Here is a 20,923-nt window from a genome sequence, read left to right as displayed (position 1 = left end):
TAAACTTTTTCGAAAAAAGTTCTTGACAAACAAACGTATATATTGGCATTTTTTAATATTATCATACCGGTATATCCGAGTCAAACTTTTTACCACGCAGGATAAAATACCCCTTATCGCGTTTTACGACATCAACTTGTCCAAAAACATTTTTGATTTTTCCCTTTAAAGATGGAGCCCCTTGCTTCTTTTGTACAACAACCCATAATTCGCCACCTTCTAGCAATAATTCATAGCTATCTTCCACCATTTGGTGAACCACTGTTTTACCTGCACGAAAAGGCGGGTTTGTTATAACAGTAGCAAACCGTTGATTAGATACACTCTCAATTCCATCGCTTTGCAATACACGAGCGTTCTCTACAGCGTTAACCTCACAATTCTTCTTAGACAGTTCAACAGCGCGTTCATTGATATCAACCATTAAAATCTCACGATCCCGATATTGTTTAGCGAGCCCAATTCCAATAGGGCCATATCCGCAACCTAGGTCTAACAAATCGCCTTCTACTTCAGGAAGTTCAAAAGCATGGAGCAAGACGTTTGTGCCATAATCTAATTGTTTTTTTGAAAACACGCCTTCATCTGTATGAAATGTAAAGGTTGAAGAAAGTATTGATGTTTGAAATTGTGAAGGGTTACTTTTGCTTGTAGGGTTCTTGGAATAATAGTGTTCAGTCAATGTACGAGCACCTCTTTATAGGTAAAATCATGACATGTTATGAGACTTTACAGGGGAAATAATTTAAACAAACATAAGCTCGCTGATCATTCAGCGAGCTTTTTGTTTGTGCATTATTTTAATTCGATTTTAGCGCCAACTTCTTCAAGCTTCTCTTTCATTTCGTCAGCTTCTTCTTTAGCAACTGCTTCTTTGATAGTTGCAGGAGCGCCATCAACTAATTCTTTTGCGTCTTTTAAGCCAAGGCCTGTAAGTTCGCGAACAGCCTTAACAACTTTAATCTTAGAATCGCCTGCGTCTTCTAGTACAACATCAAATTCAGTTTGCTCTTCAGCAGCTTCGCCACCTGCAGCAGCACCCGCAGCCGCAACTGGTGCAGCAGCTGTTACGCCGAATTCTTCCTCAATAGCTTTTACTAAATCATTTAATTCTAATACTGACATTTCTTTAATAGCATCAATAATTTGCTCTTTAGTCATGATAAGATCCTCCTTAATATTTTTTAATTTATCCGACTATGACGCTTTACGCGCTCTCTTCTTCTTTTTGTTCTGCAACTGCTTTTGTAACATAAGCGAAGTCGCGAACTGGAGCTTGTAATACGCTGAGTAGCATAGAAACAAGTCCTTCGTATGAAGGTAGCTCTGAAAGTTCTTTAACTTGATCAAGTGTAGCAATTTCGCCTTCAATCACGCCACCTTTAATTTCTAAAGCTTCATGATCTTTTGCGAATTCACCGATGATTTTTGCTGGAGCTACTGCGTCTTCTTCACAGAAAGCAAGAGCAGTTGGACCAACTAGTAATTCGTTTAATCCTTCGAAACCTGCTTTTTCTGTTGCGAAGCGTGTCATTGTGTTTTTATAAACTCTGAAGTCCACGCCCGCATCACGTAGTTGTTGACGTAGTTCAGTTACTTCATCAACATTTAGACCACGATAATCAACAAGAACTGTTGTTTTACTATTTTCTAGTTTTTGTGCAATTTCGTCGACCTGTTGCTTTTTCAGTTCAAGTACATTGCTCATCGTTCCACCTCCTAGTCGTTGGTTAATCCCAATCATACCGTACGGTGTTCATAAAAAATGCCCCCATGTAGACATGGAGGCACTAATATCGCAATCGTACACAATTGTACGAAACATTCGAAATCTGGCACCTCGGCAGGAAAGATTTAAGCAGCGAACTGCTCCTACTGTCTACGGTATAATAAAAGTCATTTAATTTTCAACAAACGCAATTATATAAAATAGATTGACCTTTGTCAATACTTTTTATTATTTGCCCATATAAGGTGAAACATCGACCTTAACACCAGGGCCCATTGTAGAAGAAACAGAAGAGTTTCTCATATATTTACCTTTTGATGATTGAGGCTTCGCTTTCACTAACGTGTCTGCAAGAGCATCGAAGTTTTCTACTAACTTCTGATCATCAAAAGAGATTTTACCAATTGGCACATGGATGTTACCCGCTTTATCTACACGGTATTCAACCTTACCTGCTTTAATTTCTTGAACAGCTTTTTCAATTTCAAAAGTAACTGTTCCAGTTTTAGGGTTCGGCATTAAACCTTTAGGTCCTAATACACGGCCAAGTTTACCAACTTGCGCCATCATGTCAGGAGTTGCGACAACGACATCAAAGTCGAACCAACCTTGGTTGATTTTGTTGATGTACTCTTCATCTCCTACATAATCTGCACCAGCTGCTTCAGCTTCTTTCGCTTTATCTCCTTTAGCGAAAACTAAAACACGCTGAGTTTTACCAGTTCCGTGTGGTAGAACCATTGCGCCACGGATTTGTTGGTCTGCTTTCTTAGGGTCAACTCCTAAACGGAAAGCAGCTTCAACTGTTTCATCAAAATTAGCTGTTGAAGCTTTTTTAACTACCTCAATGGCTTCGTTAATTTCATAAGCTTTATTGCGATCAACAAGCTTTAACGCTTCTTGATACTTTTTACGTTTCTTCGGCATTTCAAATCCTCCTCATTGTGGTTTTAACGGTTTGACCTCCCACTAAAGAAAACTCGTTTGATACGAGCCTTTAGGCGAAGACAGAGGCGTAGTTGTTTGGGTTGCTTTGCTAATCCGAAATACGTGACTTCGCTACCGGCGGACGCTTTCCACGGGCACGGCCTCAACTTCCCAAAGCTCACTATCGTTTCGCTTTGCGTGATTTTCGGCTCGTGCTGTTCCCGTTGGAGTCGCCGCCTTGCGCTCGTCACTTCTCGCAAAAGCAAGACAAGACCATTTATTACTAAAACTTTGCTTCATTCACTACGACGAGCTCGCCTCTATGCTTTTGATTTATAGGTTTTCCGAAATATAAATCAAATATAAATCAAATATTAAAATGGCGTAACAAAGGTTGCGAATTACTTCGCAACCCTCCGCCTTCAATCCAGTTAAACTGGATTAGTCTTCAATATCAAGTCCCATACTGCGTGCAGTACCTTCGACCATACGCATCGCTGAATCAACATCAGTAGCGTTTAAATCAGGCATTTTTGTTTCAGCAATTTCGCGAACTTGTTCGCGTTTAACAGAACCTACTTTATTAACGTGAGGCTCACCAGAACCTGATTCAATACCAGCTGCTTTTTTAAGTAACACAGCAGCAGGTGGAGTTTTCGTTACGAATGTAAATGAACGGTCTTCATAAACCGAAATTTCAACGGGAATAATCGTACCTGCTTGTTCTTGTGTTTGCGCATTAAATTCCTTACAGAATCCCATGATGTTGATACCAGCTTGACCTAATGCAGGACCAACTGGTGGCGCCGGGTTAGCTTTACCAGCAGGAATCTGAAGTTTTATAACGTTAATTACTTTTTTAGCCACGAGACACACCTCCTTAAAGTCCGTGATGTGGTAAATGGGGATCTTCCCCTCCCACTCAATATTTCTATAAATGTATCTTATTCAGACCATAAGAAACATAGAAATTTTAGCATATATCTACTTGAGTTGGCAAGGGATATCCTATAATTTTTCGATTTGGGTAAAATCTAGTTCGACTGGCGTTTCACGCCCGAACATATTCACGTGAACTTTGACCTTTTGTTTATCCATATCGATGTTTTCAACCGTTCCTGTAAAATTAGCAAACGGACCATCTGTCACGCTAACTGTTTCTTTTAAGTCAAAGTCAAAGTCTTGAACTTCATCTTTAACGCCCATTTGTTTCAAGATTCGTTCAGCTTCTTCTGGGAATAAAGGTGTTGGTTTTGCCCCTTGTCCTGTTGAGCCAACGAACCCGGTAACGCCGGGTGTATTACGAACAACAAACCATGAATCGTCTGTCATAATCATTTCAGCCAATACATAACCCGGGAAAACCTTTTTCATGGATGTTTTACGTTTGCCATTTTTAATTTCTGTTTCCTCTTCTTCAGGCACGATGACACGGAAAATTTTATCTTCCATCCCCATCGTTTCAATCCGTTTTTCTAAATTCAGTTTGACCCTGTTTTCATAACCAGAGTAAGTGTGTACAACATACCAATTCTTTTCCATTGTATTAGGTTTAAAAACCTTCCCTCCTAATCTTACTAATCGTTGTACTTTGTTTTTGTTTAGGCAACAAAGCTCAACGATCATAAACATAATATAAAGCAGGTGTTTTCACGTTTTTTGGGTAAATTAAAAAACCCGGCTAATGCGGGTTTTTCTCTTCTATCATTATATCACATTTCACATTTTATATAATTCCAAAATAAATTACAACCACTCTAAAATTTGTGTTATCCCTAAGTCAACAACTGTGAAGAAAACAGATATGGCTAACACAGTCAAAATAACAATAATCGTATATTTTGTTAATTCGTTTCCTTTAGGCCAACTGACCTTTTGCATTTCACGATTAACATCTTTCAAGAATTTAAACACTGCATGTCCCCCTTAACACCTAAGCATAGCATCTATTTTGTTTCACGATGTAATGTGTGCTGGGCACATCGTTTGCAATACTTTTTGGTCTCGATTCGTTCAGAACTGTGTTGTTTCTTTTCGGTTGCATAGTTACGTCCATTACAAACCGTACATGCTAGCACAACTTTTTTACGCATGACAATCCTCTTTCTCTTTTATCACTTTCAATAATGTACCACGTTCTAAAAAGCGTGTCAATGGTATTTAGTAGGTGAGTTCACTGACTGAAAGGTGACGCTCTAACTTACGCTTCACTCGTTGTAAGGCATTGTCAATTGATTTCACATGGCGGTTTAGTTGAAGTGAAATTTCTTGGTAGGATTGCCCGTCCAAATAAAGGTGGAGAACTTCTCGTTCCAACTCACTGAGCAACTCCTCCATTTTCCCTTCCATATCAACGTATTTTTCTCGGTCTACCATTAGCTTTTCAGGATCTGACGTATCATGTTCTGCAATCACATCTAACAGAGTACGGTCAGACTCTTCATCGTAAATAGGCTTGTCTAACGATACATAGGAGTTTAGAGGTATGTGCTTTTGTCGAGTCGCCGTTTTGATTGCCGTGATAATTTGTCTCGTCACGCACAGTTCAGCAAATGCTTTAAAGGACGACAACTTGTCCGATTGAAAATCACGAATAGCCTTATACAAGCCAATCATACCTTCTTGTACGATATCCTCTCGATCCGCTCCAATGAGAAAATATGTACGAGCCTTAGCCCGCACAAAGCTCCTGTACTTATTAATTAAATAATCCAGAGCTTGTACCTCTCCTTCATGCACGTACTTGACGACTTCTTCGTCCTCCAGCTCTGACCAACTTCTCTGTCTATTCTGATCTTCGTTGTGACTCATGTCAGATCCCCCCAACAGCCGACGCTGAAATATACCGTTATTATACAGGAATTGTGAATTTTCAGTCAACTGCTATGGAATTATTTGTCGCCTCGTCGCCATTTTTCAAACTGTTTTAAAACATCATCACTTAAGGGGATCCTTGATTTTGGTTGATAAACTTGGTGTTCTTCAACGTCTTGCTTAATTTCTGAATGAATATCACGAACTTCAAGCAACAACTCTCTTGCGGATTTACGTAAAGCACCTTTCGAGAAAATCGTCCATTGTTCCGTAAAATCCGATGTTGCTACATAAACTTTCGTCCGTACATTCATGACTTCTTTAACCAGCTTTTCGATTCGTTCATCAGCGGTTTCATTTTCTTTAGTAAAAATAATTTCCAAACGGTGTTCTGTTTTCCTATTTTCTGTACCTTTAACATCGTAGGCATCAAATACAATAATGACTTGATAGCCTGTATAAGCTTGATATTCAGCCATCATTTCAATTAACTTGGCGCGCGCTTCTTCAAGTTGGTAATCTTTTAAGTCACGTAACTCAGGCCAATCGCCAATCATGTTGTAACCATCTACTACTAAAACAATCATCGCGATCACCCAACGGGAAACCGGTTACGATAAACTTCATACATAAGAAGACTTGCAGACACAGAGGCATTTAATGATGTAACCTTCCCTCGCATTGGCAGACGAATGAGCCAATCACAGTTTTTCAACACTAAGCGACTAATGCCTTTTCCTTCACTTCCAACTACTAACGCAAGCGGCATATCATAGTCAATTTCACGGTAATCATGCTCTCCTTTTGCATCTGTACCAACAACCCAAATCCCTTCTTGTTTAAGACGCTCGATGGTCTGATTCATGTTCGTTACTCTAGCGACTGGTATATATTCGATGGCACCCGTTGATGCTTTAGCAACCGTTTGGGTTAGTTGAACGGAACGGCGTTTTGGAATAATGATGCCATGAGCACCAACAGCATCGGCCGTACGCATAATAGAGCCTAAGTTTCTTGGGTCTTCTAATTCATCTAACAGTAAAAAGAAAGGAGCTTCTTGCTTCTCATTTGCTTTAGCCAATAGGTCATCTATTTCCGCGTATTCATAAGCCGCGACTGAGGCTGCTACTCCTTGGTGGTGGTTACCTACTTGATCTAATTTTTGTTTTGGGACCTTTTGAACTAATACGTCATGTTGTTTCGCAAGTTTCATAATTGGAGATTGCGCGCGCGACTCCATAGATTCAAGAATGAGAATTTTATTAATTGGACGCCCAGACTTAAGGGCTTCACTCACAGGGTTCTTTCCCATAATCCATTCTTCTTGCATTACGACCCTCTCCTTTCTTCTAAATCTTGTATAGCATAAGTGACTAGTTCATCTAACCTGTCATATTGATCACTAAAATACAAATAGCCAAGTAATGCTTCAAAAGCGGTACTTAGTCGATAAGTTTGTCCATCAGTACTTTTCGGGATGTTGCTCTTCGCATTTCGCCCTCGTCTTACCACGGCTTGTTCTTCATCGGTCAATAACTCAGCTTCTTGTAACCGCATTAAAGCATAGGCTTGGGCATCAGCTGAGACAAAGGATACGGCTTGGTCGTGTAACTTCTGTGGCTTTACTTCACCTTGCCGTATCACATATTCTCTGACATACTGTTCATAAACCGCATCTCCCATATAAGCGAGTGCCAGGCTTTTCATTTGTTTGACATCTTTTGTTGAACTCATACCCTTTTCCATCTCGTTCCTTGAGGCGTATCTTCTAAAATAATACCTCGCTCTTTCAACTCATCTCTAATCTCATCCGCTCGACTAAAGTTGCGGTCTTTTCTCGCTTGATTACGTTCCTCAATTAACTGATCAATTTCATTATCTTCATCAATTTCAACAGCCTCTATCGAGAACCCTAACACTGTAGTTAATTCTTCAAACGTATCAGCAAATAAGTCAATAACGTCAGTTGATGTCTGCTTTTGTTGTGTATAAATATTGGCTTCTTTCGCTAGTTCAAATAAAACGGAAATCGCATTAGCGGTATTAAAATCATCACTCATTTCATTAATGAAGCGTTGTTTTAAATCTTTAACCTTCTCTTTCCATTCTTCATTATCATCAGCTAAGTTTAAGCTTGCCGTTTTTCGGTGCTGCAGGTTTTGATAAGCCGTTTTTAATCGCTCGTAACTATTTTTAGCTTCAGATAATAATTCATCACTAAAGTTAATCGGATTTCGGTAGTGGACGCTTAACATGAAGAAACGAACCACATTCGGATCATGCTTTTCAACTAGATCATGAACTAGGATGAAGTTACCGAGAGACTTAGACATTTTTTCATTTTCGATTTGGATGTAGCCATTGTGTAGCCAGTAATTCGCAAATGTCGTATCATTATGGCTTTCAGATTGAGCAATTTCATTTTCATGGTGTGGAAACGATAAATCCTGGCCACCTGCATGTATGTCGATCGTCTCGCCTAAATACTTTTTCGCCATAGCTGAGCATTCAATGTGCCAACCTGGACGACCTTTACCCCAAGGACTATCCCAAGCGATTTCACCAGGTTTCGCTTCTTTCCATAAAGCGAAATCAATCGGATCTTCTTTCTTTTCACCTACTTGAATACGAGCACCCGACCTTAACTCATCAATCGACTGGTGTGACAGTTTACCATACTCACCGAATGAGCGGGTCTTAAAATAAACATCACCATCCGCTTCGTATGCATATCCTTTGTCTATCAATTGCTCAATAAATTCGATAATGTCATCCATCGTTTCTGTCACTCTTGGATGATGCACTGCTTCTTTAACATTTAATTTTGCAACATCTTCTTTGTATGCTTGTATGAAACGCTCTGCTATATTCGGCACTTCATCATTCAATTCATTAGCGGCCTTAATAAGCTTATCATCCACATCAGTAAAGTTTAGAACGTAGATCACATCATAGCCACGGTACTCTAGAAAACGACGAACGGTATCAAACACAATGGCTGGTCTCGCATTTCCGACATGAATGTAGTTGTAAACAGTCGGACCACAAACATACATCTTGACCTTTCCGTCTTCAATCGTTTCGAAATCTTCTTTTTGCCTTGTTAGTGTATTATAAAGCTTGATCGTCATCTCGGTTTTCCACTCCTCTCAAACGGCTAAGTTCTTTTTGTAAATCTTCAATCCTTGATTCTAATAAATCACATTTTTCCGCTACTGGATCAGGTAGTTTATGGTGTTCTAAGTCTTTATGTTCTTTTTTCACTTTGACACCATTTTGGACGACCACTTGACCAGGGATACCTACCACTGTAGAATTATCAGGCACATCTTTTAAAACAACGGATCCTGCGCCGATTTTTCCCCACTCACCAATGGTAATGGAGCCTAATACCTTAGCTCCTGCAGCTACTAATACATTATCCTTTAATGTCGGGTGGCGTTTTCCACCTTCTTTTCCAGTACCACCTAAGGTTACCCCTTGATAAATCGTACAGTTATCACCAATTTCGCACGTCTCGCCGATTACAACACCCATTCCATGATCGATGAAAAACCGTCGACCGATTTTGGCTGCTGGATGAATTTCAATCCCCGTTAAGAAACGACTGAATTGAGATATAACCCGGGCAAGAAAATAAAGTTTTCGTTTATAAAAACCGTGAGCTACACGGTGAGCCCAAACGGCATGAACGCCGGAATAAGTTAGCATGACTTCAAATCGATTTCTTGCAGCTGGATCCTGACCAAAAACGACATCTAAGTCTTCTTTTAGCAGTTTAAAAAACTTAATCATGTTTACCCCTCCTCTGACTTCGTATTTAGGGTCAAACGCGAGAATAATATAAAAAAACGCCTCCGCCTACCTAGGTAGACAGAGACGCTTGAACGCGGTCCCACTCTGCTTAGAGGATCATCCTCTCACTTCAAGCTGTTAACGAGCGCTACCCGCTTCACCGTACTTCTCGTTCGGGCGAAGACTCTGAGGTGCATTTCAAAACCCTGCCTAAAAGCTACTCTCAGCTGCGTAGCTCTCTCTGTGATTAGACTAAGGTTTCTACTTCTCCTCATCAACGTTTTAGTATATATATTTTATTATATACGAATTTAGCTATTTGTTACGAATGATTTAACTCGCCAACAATTTTATTTAAACGATTAATAACTGTGCGCTGCCCTAATAAGTGAATGGCGTTCGGTAGTTCCGGCCCATGTTGTTGCCCTGTTACAGCTACACGAATTGGCATGAAGAGCTTTTTACCCTTAATGCCAGTTGTTTTTTGTGTTGATTTAATTGCAGCTTTAATATTCTCTGGTGTGAACTCTTCCATCTGACTGATTTCAATTTGGAAATGGCTTAGCATGTTCGGAACATGATCTTGTTTTAACACTTCCATTTCACCTTCGCCATATTCGATTTCCTCTTTAAAGAACAACTCTGTTAGCTCGACAATTTCTGCTCCGTAATTCAACTGTTCTTTATATAAAGAAATCAATTCTTCAACCCATTTGCGATCTTCACCTGAAACATTCTCATCTACTTTACCAGCTTCAACTAAATGCGGAATGGTTAAGTCAATCACACGCTCCAGTGAGCTTGACTTAATATATTGGTTATTCATCCACTTAAGTTTGCCTGTATCAAAGACAGCTGGTGATGTTGAAAGACGCTCTGGGTCAAATATCTCAATGAATTCATCTTTAGAAAATAGTTCTTCTTCTCCTTTTGGAGACCAGCCTAATAGTGCAATAAAGTTAAATAGTGCTTCCGGTAAATAGCCAAGTTCTTCATATTGTTCAATAAACTGAATAATTGCCTCATCACGCTTACTTAACTTCTTACGTTGTTCATTAACGATTAACGTCATATGTGCAAACGTCGGTACTTCCCAATCAAATGCACGATAGATCATCATTTGTTTTGGTGTATTTGAAATATGGTCTTCACCACGAAGAACGTGTGTAATTTTCATTAAGTGATCGTCGACAGCAACGGCAAAGTTATAAGTCGGCGTACCATCTTTTTTCATAATGACCCAGTCACCAAAATCACTGGATTCAAACGTGATGTCACCTTTTACAATATCCTGAAACTGATACGTGTCTTTGTCTGGCACACGAACGCGAACAGACGGCTTACGACCTTCTGCTTCAAACGCCTTTATTTGATCCTCTGTTAATTCACGGTGAGCACCTGAATACATTGGAACCTGGCCTTTAGCACGCTGCTCTTCACGCTCAGCTTCTAATTCTTCTTCCGTCATATAACATTTATAAGCTAAACCACGATCTAATAACTCATTCGCGTATTTCTGGTAAATATCTAAACGATCCATTTGGCGATATGGACCATAGTCTCCTCCGACATCAACACTTTCATCCCAATCGATGCCTAACCACTTAAGGTATTTAAGCTGGCTTAAGTCGCCACCTTCAACATTACGTTTTTGATCTGTATCTTCAATACGAATAATAAACTCACCATCCGTACTTCTGGCAAATAAATAGTTAAATAATGCTGTCCTAGCATTTCCGATATGCAAATGACCTGTCGGACTCGGTGCATAACGAACACGTACTTTTTGATCTGTCATGAAAAAAGCTCCTTTCCGTTCTTAACAATTATATTGTACACCTATTATGACTTACGTTGTATTAAAATTGTTGCCTGTGCTGCGATGCCTTCTTTACGACCTGTGAAACCTAGTTTTTCAGTTGTTGTCGCTTTTACATTAACTAATGAAACGTCCGCATCTAGCAATTTAGCAACTTGATATCTGATTTCATCAATGTATGGCGCCATTTTAGGGGCTTGTGCAATAACAGTACAATCCACATTACCTAATTCATAGCCTTGATCTTGCACCATTTTCCATACATCTGTTAACAATTCCTTTGAATCAAAATCTTTATACGTTGGGTCCGTGTCTGGAAAATGCTTACCTATATCACCTTCGCCAATGGCTCCTAATGCTGCATCAGCAATGGTATGTAATAAAACGTCCGCATCTGAGTGGCCTTTAAGCCCTTTTTCATAAGGAATTTCAATGCCTCCGATGATACAAGGACGCCCTTCAACTAATTGATGCACATCAAAACCTTGTCCAATTCGGAACAATGATTGCGCCTCCTTATCTTCTGACCTATTTATTTGTAGCATATTTTGAGCTTTTTGTATATCCTCAGGATTTGTAATTTTGAAATTTTGGTGATTGCCATAAACTACTTTTGGTTGCAGGTTTAAATATTCTAACAGTGCAACGTCATCAGTTGCATACAGCTGTTTTTCAAAAGCATTTTCGTGTGCCTTTTTTAGCCATTCATATGTAAAAGCCTGTGGTGTTTGTGCAGCTACAAGCTTACTTCGGTCTAGTGTCGTCACGCGACCATTATTGATTTGTTTGACTGTGTCTGTTACCGGAACACCTAAGAAGGCCGCTCCATTTATTTTAGTGGCTTCATACAATTGATGGAGCTCTGTTTCTGTAACAAACGGTCTTGCTCCATCATGAACAAACGTCACCATTTCATCATCTAGACTTAAAAAGCCTTGTCTAACACTGTCTTGTCGTTCTTGACCACCTTCCACAAATTTTTTAACCTTTGTGAATTTCCCCCTCAATAAATCTTGCATAAGATCTAATTCATTGGGGTGAACGACGACATATATTGACTGACACCATGTATCTTGTTCAAACACTTGTAATGTATGTTCAATGATCGTTCGATTATCTATTTGAATTAATTGTTTGTTTTTACCGGCTTTCATTCGCTTGCCTTGACCAGCTGCAAGGACGATCACTTGATATTCAGACATTAGAACCTCCTGGAACTGAGCGTAAGTCTTTACAAAACAAAAGGTTGACACTGCCATTCATTGTTTACGATCAAATGGTTAGCATCAACCTTTATTTTACTCATAATTATTGAGCTTTCTCAAGTGCTTTTGGCTTAGCAAAAATCATTCTGCCAGCAGACGTTTGTAAAACACTTGTGACAATGACATCAATCGTATCTCCAATAAAACCTTTACCGTCTTCAACGACAATCATCGTACCGTCATCTAAATATGCCACACCTTGTTTTTCCTCTTTGCCGGCTTTAATGACTTGAACATCCATTTCTTCACCAGGTAGCACAATCGGTTTAACCGCATTTGCTAAATCGTTAATATTTAATACGGTGACATTCTGAAACTCAGAAACTTTGTTTAAATTATAATCGTTAGTTACAAGAACACCGTCTAATAGTTTCGTCAGCTTAACTAACTTACTATCGACCTCTGAAATATCATCAAAGTCACCTTCATAGATTTGCACATCGATTTGTGATTCTTTTTGAAGTCGATTTAAAATATCAAGTCCTCGACGACCACGGTTACGCTTTAAGACATCTGAAGAATCCGCAATATGCTGTAACTCTTCTAATACGAAGTGCGGAATAACAATCGTTCCTTCTAAAAACTTCGTATCACAAATATCAGCGATTCGACCATCGATTATGACACTCGTATCTAATATTTTCGGTTTTATAGAAGAGGATTTAACGTCCTCAAGCTCATCTTTCGGCTTTGATTCTTTTTTCGGCACATTAATTAAACCGAGAAATTCATTACGACGCTTAAACCCAACTTGGAACCCTAAATAACCTAAAATAACTGTAATAAACACCGGTAACACATCAGATACAATTGGAATCCCCATATCTTGAAGATAGGTATTTACTAAAAATGCAATGATTAAACCAACAATAAGTCCTAAACTTCCAAACAATAAATCTGCTACTGGCGCTTTCACTAGTTTCTCTTCTATGATTTTTAGAAAATCAACGATATAATCCACTAGCCAAAATGACATAATAAAAAATATAATAGCACCTAATATCAATCCTACATACGGATATAAAGCCTTTTCACCAACATCCCAAACGCTTAAAAGATCTGGAAAATATAAAAAACCTAAAGTTCCACCAGCGATTATAAACAATAATTGCAAAATTTTATTCAACAATTGTTCTCACCTCCTAAACCTAGCTTTACCAACTTTCAAAAAATCCATAACTAACGGCTTTGCTTTTACTAAATTTTAACACGCACAGAACATGTCGTCAAAATAAAATAATATATTAGTTTAACACCAAAATTACTTTATGTCAATTGTGTTACAAATAATAATTGTTATAAATATTCATATTTTGTACACATATTACTCTAATCCAGCCTTAAGCGCGTCGTGTACTGAATCTACGCCAATGAGTTCGATCCCGTCTGGTGCTTTAAACCCCGATAAATTTTTATTCGGTAAGATAATTCGCTTAAACCCAAGTTTACTAGCTTCTTGAACCCGTTGTTCAATTCTAGCGACACGTCTTACTTCACCTGTTAGACCTACTTCACCGATAAATACATCGTCTGGTTTTGTCGCCTGATCTCGGAAACTTGAGGCAATACTTATTGCTACCGCTAAATCAATGGCAGGTTCATCTAATTTTACACCACCAGCAACTTTAACGTAGGCATCTTGATTTTGAAGCAGAAGCCCAGCTCTTTTTTCCAATACGGCCATGAGTAATGGTACCCGGTTGTGGTCTAGTCCCGTTGCCATTCGTCTTGAATTACCAAATTGCGTAGGTGAAATTAACGCCTGTATTTCTACTAACATCGGTCTTGTGCCTTCCATAGACGCCACAACCGTTGATCCTGCAACACCTTGTGAGCGTTCCTCTAAAAAGATTTCAGAAGGATTACTGACCTCAACTAACCCTTCTTCTTTCATCTCAAAAATCCCCATTTCGTGCGTGCTTCCAAAACGGTTTTTTACACCTCGAACAATTCTAAACGTATGATGTTGTTCACCCTCAAAGTACAAGACTGAATCGACCATATGTTCAAGTAATCTAGGCCCGGCAATGGAACCTTCCTTCGTCACATGACCAACAATAAAAATTGGTATTCCTTTTGTTTTCGCTAACTTCATTAGTGTGCCGGTGCACTCCCGGACTTGTGAGACAGAGCCTGGTGCAGACGTGACACCTTCATGATAGATTGTTTGAATCGAGTCAATGACAACAAATGAAGGCTCCATTTCTTCAACAGCATCTATAATGTCATCTATATTCGTTTCAGCCATAATATATAGCTTGTCTTCACTAATATTTAAACGATCGGCTCGTAATTTTGTTTGTTTTTCTGATTCTTCTCCCGAGACGTATAACACTTCTAGGCTTTTCGCTGCTAGTTGTGATGATACTTGTAAGAGTAAGGTTGATTTACCAATACCCGGGTCACCACCGATTAAAACAAGAGACCCTGGGACAATCCCGCCACCTAATACGCGGTTAAATTCATCCATATAGGTCGTAATACGTTTTTCTTCTTGAGATGTGATGTTATTAATGGCGCTTGGTTTGCTCTTCCGTTTTGATGTCACCGAGCTGGCTGCTTGGTTCTGCCCTTTTGAGGCAGGTCTAATTTTCTCTTCAACCATCGTATTCCATTGCTGACAACCTGGACATTTCCCCAACCATTTAGGTGATTCAGTCCCGCACTCCTGACAAAAGAAAACGACTTTTGTTTTTGCCATAAGGTTACCTCTCCTTGTCTAAATCTTAGTCTCTCTGCATAAACAAAGCAGCCGGCGAATGATCACCGGCTGCTTGCATCTTACTCAGAAGTTTCTAATTCTTTTACTGAAGCCACATAAAATTCGCCGTCGTCATTTACATCTATTTCTACCGTTTGACCTGCTTTAACATTACCTTTTAATAACTCTTCTGACAAGAAGTCTTCTACGTTTTTCTGAATGGAACGTCTTAAAGGACGAGCACCGTACTCTAAGTCCATTCCTTCATCTGTAATTTGATCGATGGCTTTCTCAGATAACGTAAAGGAAATCTCAGAGTCAGATAAACGGTCTTGTAATTGTTTTATCATTAGTCGAACAATTTCTTTAATGTGTTTCTGTTCAAGTGAATGGAACACAATGGTTTCATCAAGTCGGTTTAAGAACTCTGGACGGAAGGCTTTCTTAAGCTCTTCCATAATCTTAGATTTCATTTCTTTATAATCTTTTTGATTATCATCCATAGTAAAACCAACGTATTTCTGACGACGTAACTCATGTGCCCCAACGTTCGATGTCATAATGAGTACTGTATTACGGAAATCAACGACTCGACCTTTAGAGTCTGTTAAGCGTCCGTCTTCTAATACTTGTAGTAAAATATTAAAGACATCCGGATGCGCCTTTTCAATTTCATCTAATAAGATGACGGAATAAGGTTTAGTTCGAACTTTTTCTGTTAATTGGCCACCTTCGTCATAACCAACATATCCTGGAGGTGAACCAACTAAGCGTGACGTCGAGTGTTTTTCCATGTACTCAGACATATCAATTCGAATCATCGCATCTTCATCACCGAACATTGACGTGGCTAACGCACGTGCAAGTTCTGTTTTACCAACACCTGTTGGACCTAAGAAGATAAATGAACCAATTGGACGCTTCGGATCTTTAAGTCCTGCACGCGCACGGCGAATAGCTTTTGAGACTGCTTTAACTGCTTCATCCTGACCAATCACACGGTCGTGTAGCGTTTCTTCAAGATTTAATAGACGATCTGTTTCATCTTTAGCTAATTTAGAAACTGGAACTCCAGTCCATGTTGATACTACGTGTGTAATATCATCAATGGTGACTTCGGAGTTTTCTTGACCTTGCTTTTCTTTCCATTGGTTTTTCGTTTGATCTAATTCATCTTTCAATTTCTGTTCTTTATCACGTAAAGAAGCTGCTTTTTCAAACTCTTGGCTTTGTACGGCTGCATCTTTTTCTTTTTTCACTTCTTCAAGCTTTTGCTCTAACTCTTTTAAATTAGGTGGTGCCGTGTAATTACGTAAACGCACACGAGATCCCGCTTCATCAATTAAATCTATGGCCTTATCTGGTAAGAAACGGTCCGTGATATAACGATCAGATAACCTAACGGCGGCATCGATTGCTTCATCTGAGATTGTTACACGATGGTGCGCTTCATAACTATCGCGTAATCCTTCTAAAATGCTTTTAGATTCTTCTTTTGTAGGTTCATCCACTTGAATGGGTTGGAAACGACGCTCAAGAGCGGCGTCTTTTTCAATGTATTTACGATATTCATCTAGTGTGGTTGCACCAATACATTGCAAGTCACCACGTGCTAAAGCTGGTTTTAAAATATTCGATGCATCAATAGCACCTTCTGCACCACCAGCACCAATAAGTGTATGAAGCTCATCGATAAATAAGATAATGTTTCGAGCTTGGCGAATTTCTTCCATCACTTTCTTCAAACGATCTTCAAATTCACCTCGGTATTTCGTACCCGCAACAACGGTACCCATATCGAGTGTCATAACACGTTTATCGCGTAAAATTTCAGGCACTTCATTGTTAACAATTTGTTGTGCTAAACCTTCTGCGATAGCAGTCTTACCTACACCGGGCTCACCGATTAGAACCGGGTTATTTTTACGGCGACGGCTTAAGACTTGAATGACACGTTCAATTTCTTTACTACGTCCAATCACTGGGTCAATGCCACCATCACGTGCCACTGATGTTAGATCACGTGCTAATGAGTCTAACGTCGGCGTATTCGCATTACTGGGTTGCTTTTGACCGCCACGTTGATTTGAAGTCGATTCATTACTGCCGAGTAACTGAAGCACTTGCTGACGTGCTTTATTTAAGCTTATTCCTAAGTTATTAAAGACACGTGCAGCAACACCTTCTCCTTCGCGAATTAACCCAAGTAAAATGTGTTCTGTGCCAACATAAGAATGGCTTAACTTACGTGCTTCATCCATAGAAAGCTCTATCACTTTCTTAGCGCGTGGAGTGTAATGTATCTGTTGTGATGTATTTTGACCACGACCGATTAGTTGCTCAACTTCCTGTTGAATTTGGTCTGCTGTTACATTTAAGGATTGTAAGGCTTTCGCTGCAATACCTTCTCCTTCTTTCACTAAACCAAGTAAAATATGCTCTGTTCCTATATTGTTATGCCCTAAGCGAATTGCTTCTTCTTGCGAAAGGGCTAATACTTTTTGAGCTCGTTCTGTAAACCTTCCAAACATCATAGCGTTTGACCTCCTTTTAATTTTCTAATTGCAATCTTTCCCTAATTAAATTTGCTCGAAAAACATCACGTTCATTAGGGCCTAATGTTTTCTTTGCATATTGTTGTAAAAATGCTGGCTGTGTTAAGACCATAAGTTCATTTAAAATCGTTTTTGAAACGTTTTTAATTAAACCTAAATCAATGCCTAGTCTTACATCTGATAAACATTTGGCTGCTTCTTTGGATTGTATAATTCGACAGTTAGATAAAATACCGTAGGATCTAAAAATCCTATCTTCTAACTGTATTCCCAATTGCTCCATAATCCAATCACGCGCACGTCGTTCATTTTCAATAACTTGTTGTACAACACTTTTTAAGTCTTCTACAATATCTTCTTCAGATTTGCCTAACGTAATTTGATTCGAGATCTGATATAGCTGACCTAAAGCCTCACTACCTTCACCATAAATGCCTCTTACAACTAACCCGAGCTTATTGATCTCAGGTATGAGATTATTCATTTGGTTTGTCATCGATAGCGCGGGTAAATGCATCATGACGGATGCCCTTAACCCAGTACCGACATTTGTCGGACAGCTAGTCAAATAACCTCTATTCTCATCAAACGCATAATGAATTTTATCTTCAAACCAATTATCCAATTCTTGAGCTTTCTCTAATGCTTTGGTTAGTTCAAATCCTGGATAATATAGTTGAATTCTTAAATGATCTTCCTCATTGACCATCACAGATGCTTGCTCATTTTTTGAAATTAAAGCAGCTCCCGTTTGGTCTTTATCACTCAATTCCGGACTGATTAAATGTTTTTCAACTAAAACGCGTTTTTCAATCGGTTTTAAATTGTTCATTTTAACTAGTTGAAATTGTTTAAAGTCTTCATAGGATTGTTGATCAAATTCTTGTTCCATGTACTCTAATACTTTAGTTAAGGCGTCTTCTTGACCGCTTGTCGGAAACGGAACCTGCTCAAAATTCCGAGCCAACCTAATCCGACTACTCAAGACAATATCATTGTCGACACCCTCAGTGTTTAACCAAGGACTGATTGCATCATTAATAAAGTTCTGTAATGACATTATGCATCACCGCCCTTGTTTTCATTTAAATCTTCCTTCAACTGACGAATCTCATCACGGACTTGTGCAGCCTCTTCAAATGCTTCGTCATGGATTAACTGTTGAAGATTATTCTGTAATTGTTCTAATTCGCGTTGTTTATGAAGGTTTCCTCCGATACGTTTCGGAATCTTTCCGACATGTTTCGTATTTCCACTATGAACACGCCTAAAAATAGGGTTTAAATAAGATTCAAAAGCAAGATAACAATGACTGCATCCAAACTTACCACGGTTTCTAAATTCCTGGTAAGTAGTTCCGCAACGATCACACGTTAATCGATGCGTTGTTTGAACAGACTGTTTTTGATTAACGTTCTGATCAAACGGAAACATACTCGTTAATAACTGATGAATGGATAAATTATCGTTAGAAAAATTCATGTAGCCTTCTTGTTCAGCACACTGTTCACAAAGGTGGATTTCAGTTTTTTGGCCATTGATCACTTGTGTATAATGAACAGTTGCTTCGCGTTCTTGACAACGTTGGCAATTCATTATTCCACCCCTCCATTAATCATAAATTTTAATGGTCATTAAGAACTCTCTGAAAATCTTAGCCCTTAATTCATCTCGCATGGGTAAAGGTAAAGATAAAATATCCCTATGCATAATTTTAGACATTAACTTTGCTTCTCTGCCTGTTATGATACCCTCTTCCCATAAGCGTTCAATATAATCTATGCTTGATTGTTGAGTTAATTGTTTCCCACTCAGCATAAGGATTTCATCGACTAATTCCTTCTTTGACTTCGGTCGGATACGCATAATTCGAATATATCCGCCTCCGCCTCGTTTGCTTTCTACAAAGTATCCTTTTTCAACAGTAAACCTTGTATTAATAACATAGTTAATTTGCGAAGGTACACATTCGAAACGATCGGCGATTTCACTTCGTTTGATTTCTACAACATCACTATTACTCGATTGAATAACCTCCTTGAGGTAAGATTCAATAATATCAGATATATTTCTCAATCGCCCATCCCTCCCTCTGCATTCGAAATGTCAAAAGGTCAAAGAAATAATTTTGACTTTGACTATCTTTGACTATACTTTTATTATACTCACAATTTAGTTTGTTGCAAATCATTTTGCTTAAAACTCTTTTTGTTTCCTTTACTATATGGTTTAACCTTATTTACCAATAACTACACGTATAAAAAAACTTTCATGGGGCTCCCCATGAAAGTTTTAACGTTCATAAATATAGGTGACATGTTCAATTTTGCTAACTTCATCTAAAATATCATTGCGATCAAATTCTTGATTTTTCTCAAGCTCAATATAAATGTTCCTCTGATCTAAACTTTCACTTTCAATCTCGAGTCGTTTAATCACTAACGAGTAATGGTCAAAGATATTGAAAATTGTCGCTATATGCACTTCTTTACTCGCAATTAAATGAATGAAGTTTTCAGATTTACCTTTTGTAAATAATCGTTCCCATGAGTTTAAGAAGATTAGACTTAATAACACAACAGTCGTAACCAAAATTGCTAAGGAATACATCCCTGCCCCAATAACTAAGCCAATTCCAGCAACAGTCCAAATAGAGGCTGCCGTAGTTAAACCTCGAATAGTGACACCGTGTACCATAATCGTTCCTGCACCTAGAAAACCTATCCCACTTATAACGTATGAGGGAATTCTGGCAGGATCAAATCGAATATTATCATAATTATCAATTAAGTGATCAAAACCGTAAATGGATAAAAGCATCATCAGACAAGAACCTACACCTACTAATATATGAGTTCTAAAACCTGCAGAGTGTTTTTTAAGTTCACGCTCAAAACCAATTAACCCACATAAAATGGTCGCTAATAATATTCGAATAAGCATAACATCAAAATCGTCACCTAAAAATTCACTTACTTGATCCATACCTATCCCCCTCCCTTTTTAAATCATATAATGACCTTATATTATAAATGATTGATTTTAAAGATTAATGTTATTAATTATACCAATGCTTCTATGTTACTTAAATAATGGATTATTCTAATTGATAGTAAGAGTGATTTGTGGCTGCTTAAATTAATGTGTTGAGTGCTAAAAAATGAAACTCTCATTAGAATAGGCTACAAAAAAACCAAGAAGATTAGTCTTCTTGGTTGTAATTTGCCCGGCAGCGTCCTACTCTCACAGGGGAAACACCCCAATTACCATCGGCGCTAGAGAGCTTAACTGCTGTGTTCGGCATGGGAACAGGTGTGA

Annotated in this window: 23 protein-coding genes, 1 rRNA gene, 1 pseudogene and 2 other annotated features; all 25 genes and pseudogenes read right to left on the bottom strand. The window is 38.7% G+C overall.

From position 1 onward, the window contains the following. Nucleotides 1-61 precede the first annotated feature (61 nt). Entirely contained in the window at nucleotides 62-682 is a 621-nt protein-coding gene (locus EDC24_RS14700; protein ID WP_124223890.1) for a class I SAM-dependent methyltransferase, read from the bottom strand. A 113-nt stretch (nucleotides 683-795) separates the two neighbouring features. After that, the gene (rplL, locus tag EDC24_RS14695; RefSeq protein WP_124223888.1) at nucleotides 796-1,161 is read right to left on the bottom strand and encodes a 50S ribosomal protein L7/L12; all 366 of its coding nucleotides are present in this window, start codon (nucleotides 1,159-1,161) and stop codon (nucleotides 796-798) included. 46 nt (nucleotides 1,162-1,207) lie between these two features. Further along, a complete protein-coding gene (rplJ, locus tag EDC24_RS14690) occupies nucleotides 1,208-1,708 on the bottom strand; it encodes a 50S ribosomal protein L10 (RefSeq protein ID WP_124223886.1) in 501 nt (166 codons plus the stop codon). 44 nt (nucleotides 1,709-1,752) lie between these two features. Continuing rightward, nucleotides 1,753-1,903, bottom strand: a sequence feature (ribosomal protein L10 leader region). 54 nt (nucleotides 1,904-1,957) lie between these two features. Beyond that, on the bottom strand, nucleotides 1,958-2,656 hold the full coding sequence (rplA, locus tag EDC24_RS14685) for a 50S ribosomal protein L1 (protein ID WP_124223884.1): 699 nt from the start codon (nucleotides 2,654-2,656) through the stop codon (nucleotides 1,958-1,960). 441 nt (nucleotides 2,657-3,097) lie between these two features. Continuing rightward, nucleotides 3,098-3,523, bottom strand: a complete 426-nt coding sequence (gene rplK, locus EDC24_RS14680; protein WP_148087085.1) for a 50S ribosomal protein L11 — start codon at nucleotides 3,521-3,523, stop codon at nucleotides 3,098-3,100. Nucleotides 3,524-3,664: 141 nt separating this feature from the next. Further along, the gene (nusG, locus tag EDC24_RS14675; protein ID WP_124223880.1) at nucleotides 3,665-4,198 is read right to left on the bottom strand and encodes a transcription termination/antitermination protein NusG; all 534 of its coding nucleotides are present in this window, start codon (nucleotides 4,196-4,198) and stop codon (nucleotides 3,665-3,667) included. 204 nt (nucleotides 4,199-4,402) lie between these two features. After that, complete coding sequence (secE, locus tag EDC24_RS14670; protein ID WP_124223878.1) at nucleotides 4,403-4,570, bottom strand: preprotein translocase subunit SecE; 168 nt, start codon at nucleotides 4,568-4,570, stop codon at nucleotides 4,403-4,405. A 32-nt stretch (nucleotides 4,571-4,602) separates the two neighbouring features. Next, entirely contained in the window at nucleotides 4,603-4,749 is a 147-nt protein-coding gene (gene rpmG, locus EDC24_RS14665; protein WP_124223877.1) for a 50S ribosomal protein L33, read from the bottom strand. Between the two features lie 67 nt (nucleotides 4,750-4,816). Beyond that, nucleotides 4,817-5,467: an RNA polymerase sporulation sigma factor SigH gene (sigH, locus tag EDC24_RS14660; protein WP_124223875.1), complete on the bottom strand. Its 651-nt coding sequence runs from the start codon at nucleotides 5,465-5,467 to the stop codon at nucleotides 4,817-4,819. An 80-nt stretch (nucleotides 5,468-5,547) separates the two neighbouring features. Continuing rightward, nucleotides 5,548-6,057 (bottom strand): NYN domain-containing protein, encoded by a 510-nt coding sequence (locus EDC24_RS14655; RefSeq protein ID WP_124223874.1) that lies wholly within the window; start codon nucleotides 6,055-6,057, stop codon nucleotides 5,548-5,550. Between the two features lie 5 nt (nucleotides 6,058-6,062). Then, on the bottom strand, nucleotides 6,063-6,800 hold the full coding sequence (gene rlmB / locus EDC24_RS14650; RefSeq protein ID WP_124223872.1) for a 23S rRNA (guanosine(2251)-2'-O)-methyltransferase RlmB: 738 nt from the start codon (nucleotides 6,798-6,800) through the stop codon (nucleotides 6,063-6,065). After that, on the bottom strand, nucleotides 6,800-7,204 hold the full coding sequence (locus tag EDC24_RS14645) for a Mini-ribonuclease 3 (RefSeq protein WP_124223870.1): 405 nt from the start codon (nucleotides 7,202-7,204) through the stop codon (nucleotides 6,800-6,802). The genes rlmB and EDC24_RS14645 overlap by 1 nt, the downstream gene beginning before the upstream one ends. Then, entirely contained in the window at nucleotides 7,201-8,601 is a 1,401-nt protein-coding gene (gene cysS, locus EDC24_RS14640; RefSeq protein WP_124223868.1) for a cysteine--tRNA ligase, read from the bottom strand. Before cysS ends, EDC24_RS14645 begins: the two co-directional genes overlap by 4 nt. Continuing rightward, nucleotides 8,582-9,265 carry a serine O-acetyltransferase gene (gene cysE, locus EDC24_RS14635; protein WP_124223866.1) on the bottom strand — a complete coding sequence of 228 codons (684 nt, stop codon included), beginning with the start codon at nucleotides 9,263-9,265 and terminating at the stop codon, nucleotides 8,582-8,584. The genes cysS and cysE overlap by 20 nt, the downstream gene beginning before the upstream one ends. Nucleotides 9,266-9,342: 77 nt before the next feature. Next, nucleotides 9,343-9,552, bottom strand: a binding site (T-box leader). Between the two features lie 35 nt (nucleotides 9,553-9,587). Then, nucleotides 9,588-11,063, bottom strand: a complete 1,476-nt coding sequence (gltX, locus tag EDC24_RS14630) for a glutamate--tRNA ligase (RefSeq protein ID WP_124223864.1) — start codon at nucleotides 11,061-11,063, stop codon at nucleotides 9,588-9,590. 44 nt (nucleotides 11,064-11,107) lie between these two features. After that, nucleotides 11,108-11,587 (bottom strand): 2-C-methyl-D-erythritol 2,4-cyclodiphosphate synthase, encoded by a 480-nt coding sequence (ispF, locus tag EDC24_RS15350; protein ID WP_245998219.1) that lies wholly within the window; start codon nucleotides 11,585-11,587, stop codon nucleotides 11,108-11,110. Nucleotides 11,588-11,632: 45 nt separating this feature from the next. After that, nucleotides 11,633-12,286: pseudogene (ispD, locus tag EDC24_RS15345) on the bottom strand (2-C-methyl-D-erythritol 4-phosphate cytidylyltransferase); the annotation flags it as partial. A 106-nt stretch (nucleotides 12,287-12,392) separates the two neighbouring features. Beyond that, entirely contained in the window at nucleotides 12,393-13,478 is a 1,086-nt protein-coding gene (locus EDC24_RS14620; RefSeq protein ID WP_124223860.1) for a PIN/TRAM domain-containing protein, read from the bottom strand. 195 nt (nucleotides 13,479-13,673) lie between these two features. Continuing rightward, nucleotides 13,674-15,050: a DNA repair protein RadA gene (gene radA, locus EDC24_RS14615; protein ID WP_124223858.1), complete on the bottom strand. Its 1,377-nt coding sequence runs from the start codon at nucleotides 15,048-15,050 to the stop codon at nucleotides 13,674-13,676. Between the two features lie 80 nt (nucleotides 15,051-15,130). Continuing rightward, nucleotides 15,131-17,584 carry an ATP-dependent protease ATP-binding subunit ClpC gene (gene clpC, locus EDC24_RS14610; protein ID WP_124223856.1) on the bottom strand — a complete coding sequence of 818 codons (2,454 nt, stop codon included), beginning with the start codon at nucleotides 17,582-17,584 and terminating at the stop codon, nucleotides 15,131-15,133. 16 nt (nucleotides 17,585-17,600) lie between these two features. Continuing rightward, nucleotides 17,601-18,665 (bottom strand): protein-arginine kinase McsB, encoded by a 1,065-nt coding sequence (mcsB, locus tag EDC24_RS14605; RefSeq protein ID WP_124223854.1) that lies wholly within the window; start codon nucleotides 18,663-18,665, stop codon nucleotides 17,601-17,603. Beyond that, nucleotides 18,665-19,201, bottom strand: coding sequence for a protein-arginine kinase activator protein McsA (gene mcsA, locus EDC24_RS14600; protein ID WP_124223852.1), 537 nt, complete (start codon nucleotides 19,199-19,201; stop codon nucleotides 18,665-18,667). Before mcsA ends, mcsB begins: the two co-directional genes overlap by 1 nt. A gap of 15 nt (nucleotides 19,202-19,216) precedes the next feature. Continuing rightward, on the bottom strand, nucleotides 19,217-19,681 hold the full coding sequence (locus EDC24_RS14595; protein WP_124223850.1) for a CtsR family transcriptional regulator: 465 nt from the start codon (nucleotides 19,679-19,681) through the stop codon (nucleotides 19,217-19,219). Between the two features lie 216 nt (nucleotides 19,682-19,897). Then, complete coding sequence (locus EDC24_RS14590) at nucleotides 19,898-20,590, bottom strand: MgtC/SapB family protein (RefSeq protein WP_124223848.1); 693 nt, start codon at nucleotides 20,588-20,590, stop codon at nucleotides 19,898-19,900. A 239-nt stretch (nucleotides 20,591-20,829) separates the two neighbouring features. After that, nucleotides 20,830-20,923 (bottom strand): 5S ribosomal RNA (gene rrf / locus EDC24_RS14585); the annotation flags it as partial.

This window comes from Aquisalibacillus elongatus, from assembly GCF_003843875.1.
Taxonomy (GTDB): Bacteria; Bacillota; Bacilli; order Bacillales; family Alkalibacillaceae; genus Aquisalibacillus; species Aquisalibacillus elongatus.
Note: the sequence above shows the minus strand (reverse complement) of the source record. Positions and strands in the feature narration are given on the sequence as shown.